At 34.1% G+C, this 2140-nt stretch carries 4 protein-coding genes and 2 pseudogenes; 4 read left to right on the plus strand and 2 right to left on the minus strand.

Annotated elements, in window-relative coordinates; translation table 11 throughout:
• Positions 1-114 (plus strand): IS3 family transposase (locus MF4640_RS20005; protein WP_161944396.1); only part of this gene is annotated, 114 nt, incomplete at its 5' end.
• A gap of 38 nt (positions 115-152) precedes the next feature.
• Here the strand turns inward: MF4640_RS20005 and MF4640_RS18560 are convergent.
• Positions 153-308, minus strand: a pseudogene (locus MF4640_RS18560) (IS1 family transposase); the annotation flags it as partial.
• Between the two features lie 59 nt (positions 309-367).
• On the opposite strand from MF4640_RS18560, the pseudogene MF4640_RS19865 reads away from it, so the two are divergent.
• The 3 genes and pseudogenes from MF4640_RS19865 to MF4640_RS18575 form a co-directional block, all read left to right on the plus strand.
• Positions 368-607, plus strand: a pseudogene (locus tag MF4640_RS19865) (type I restriction endonuclease subunit R); the annotation flags it as partial.
• Between the two features lie 269 nt (positions 608-876).
• On the plus strand, positions 877-1092 hold the full coding sequence (locus tag MF4640_RS18570; protein ID WP_004693517.1) for a hypothetical protein: 216 nt from the start codon (positions 877-879) through the stop codon (positions 1090-1092).
• A gap of 278 nt (positions 1093-1370) precedes the next feature.
• Complete coding sequence (locus tag MF4640_RS18575; protein ID WP_004693516.1) at positions 1371-1580, plus strand: cold-shock protein; 210 nt, start codon at positions 1371-1373, stop codon at positions 1578-1580.
• Between the two features lie 446 nt (positions 1581-2026).
• Here the strand turns inward: MF4640_RS18575 and MF4640_RS20010 are convergent.
• Positions 2027-2140: IS3 family transposase (locus MF4640_RS20010; protein ID WP_161944396.1), on the minus strand; the 114-nt coding region annotated here is incomplete at its 5' end.

Raw genomic sequence — 2140 nt, forward strand, 5'->3', positions numbered from 1 at the left:
TGGGTAGATTGGTTCAATAAAGAGCGTGTACATAGTGCACTAGGTTATGTATCACCTTTTGATTTTGAAGCAATGTACTATGATAAGATTAACCCGTTAGGTCAGGTGGCCTAACTTAAATAAAAAACTCTCCGACAAACCCGGTACGGTTCAGAGTTACATCCTTGATAGCTTAATGCATGATCACCAATAAACTGACGTTTGCAATCTTTGCATTGATGGTTTTGTTTCCCATCTACTTTGATGCCATTTCTCTTTATATTGTTACTTAGACAGGTAGGACATTTGATTTGTAGCGTTATTTTCATACCTCTATTTTATCAAAAGCCATATTGTTTTTTTCAGCATACTTTTTGAAACACCACCTAAAAATAATCGCTGGTTATTTAGATATGATGTAAATCGTAAGAGACCAACCATTCAGTTTGCAGTAGCAATTGATGACTATCGAAAAAAAGAGTTAGAGCGGGCAGGATTGGAAGTGCAAAATAACGGTCAAGTTTTTTTAGATAAACCTGAACACATATATAGAGCCGTAGGCATTTTAAAAGATTGCTTGGATTACTGTAGTAATGATGACAACTTTAAAAGAGCATCTAATTCCTAATAGAAAAAGCCACTTTATAAGTGGCTTTTTCATAGCACAGTAAAACTTCATACTTGAGAGATAGGATAGACCTTACTTTGTCATTACAAGTCATCCTTGGACGTGACCGTCTTGCAAAGGTATCAAACGATGTTTCTAATTTTCGATGAACTATGAATAAGAGTTATGGAGTACAGCCAAAGGCTCGATAACAAGCCTCAAAAGCTTATCAAAGAGTAGGCTTCCTTATTTGTGCTATAGTTTAATTGTTACTTAGCAGGTAGAACAATATGAATATCTGTATTGGTGGTGACTTGGATGGTCAAGTAGTGATTTTAAATAAGATGCGATTTAATGCAAAAGAGATAGATCAAAATAAATCATCGAGCTATATCAAGCAAAAGTATGTTAAGGGCGATCAAGTCTTTAATTTTTGGCGACATGCAGAAATGAAAATATGGGATGTCACCCATCAAGTTGAGTTGATTTTAGGAAAGAAAAATTAGCTAGAAGCGGGCAAATAAGCTTTATTCGCTTTTAGTGAAGATTTTCTTATCAATATGGATAAAAAAGCATTTCATGTGAGGTTGGGTGGTAGCAATAAAATAATATGTTAAGGTCTATCTATTGCACGCTAAAAAGCTTATAGTGATAGTGTATTAGAATTATTTATTTTATTGTATTTACTAAAGTTATTTCGCAATTGATTCAACTCTGCGGTTTATCCGATGTATATGATTTAAAAGATTAATTCTTATATTTTTCAAAATTTAAGAGAATATTTATGTCAAACATTACAACTGGTACCGTTAAGTGGTTTAATGAAACTAAAGGCTTTGGTTTTATTTCTAGCGATACTGGAGAAGACGTTTTTGCACACTTTAGCGAAATCCAATCAAACGGTTTCAAAGTGTTGAATGAAGGTCAACGTGTTCAGTTTACGATTGTAGCTGGCAAGAAAGGCCCTCAAGCAAGCTCTATCACAGTAATCTAAGAATATTGTGAATTAAAAAACCCGCTTCAGTTAGCGGGTTTTTTAATGGCAGCTTATTTACTACTCAGTTGTTAAGGAGTCGTACGCTCACTATCTTTAAGCGGTGAATGGCTTATTTAAAAAATATATGAACAAATATTAATTGATCTATAAGAAATCTTTTGAAGGACTTATTAAGAATAGTAGAAAAATCCCTAGATAAAGGGATTTCAATGCCAAGTAATCAATATAAGAATATGAATGAGGTGAAATTGTGATATTTGCTATGACACCGTAAAAGACTCTAGGAACGAGTTTAGTGATGAAAGTGTAAAAGCTGACTCGGAAAAATGGAGTGATCTATGAGTATTGTTAAATTACATGAAGTGAAGCGCCACTTACACTATGCCGATGATAGCAATGATGTTTGAACCGTACCAGGTTTGTCGGAGACTTTTTTATTTAAGTTAGGCCACCTGACCTAACGGGTTAATCTTATCATAGTACATTGCTTCAAAATCAAAAGGTGATACATAACCTAGTGCACTATGTACACGCTCTTTATTGAACCAATCTACCCA

Origin of the sequence: Acinetobacter sp. MF4640 (genome assembly GCF_002018895.1) — a bacterium.
Lineage (GTDB): Bacteria > Pseudomonadota > Gammaproteobacteria > Pseudomonadales > Moraxellaceae > Acinetobacter > Acinetobacter johnsonii.

What these genes read in the sequence shown, in the direction of transcription:
- MF4640_RS18570 (WP_004693517.1), top strand. Translation starts at nt 877, where the DNA reads ATGAATATCTGTATTGGTGGTGACTTGGATGGTCAAGTAGTGATTTTA.
- MF4640_RS18575 (WP_004693516.1), top strand. Translation starts at nt 1,371, where the DNA reads ATGTCAAACATTACAACTGGTACCGTTAAGTGGTTTAATGAAACTAAA.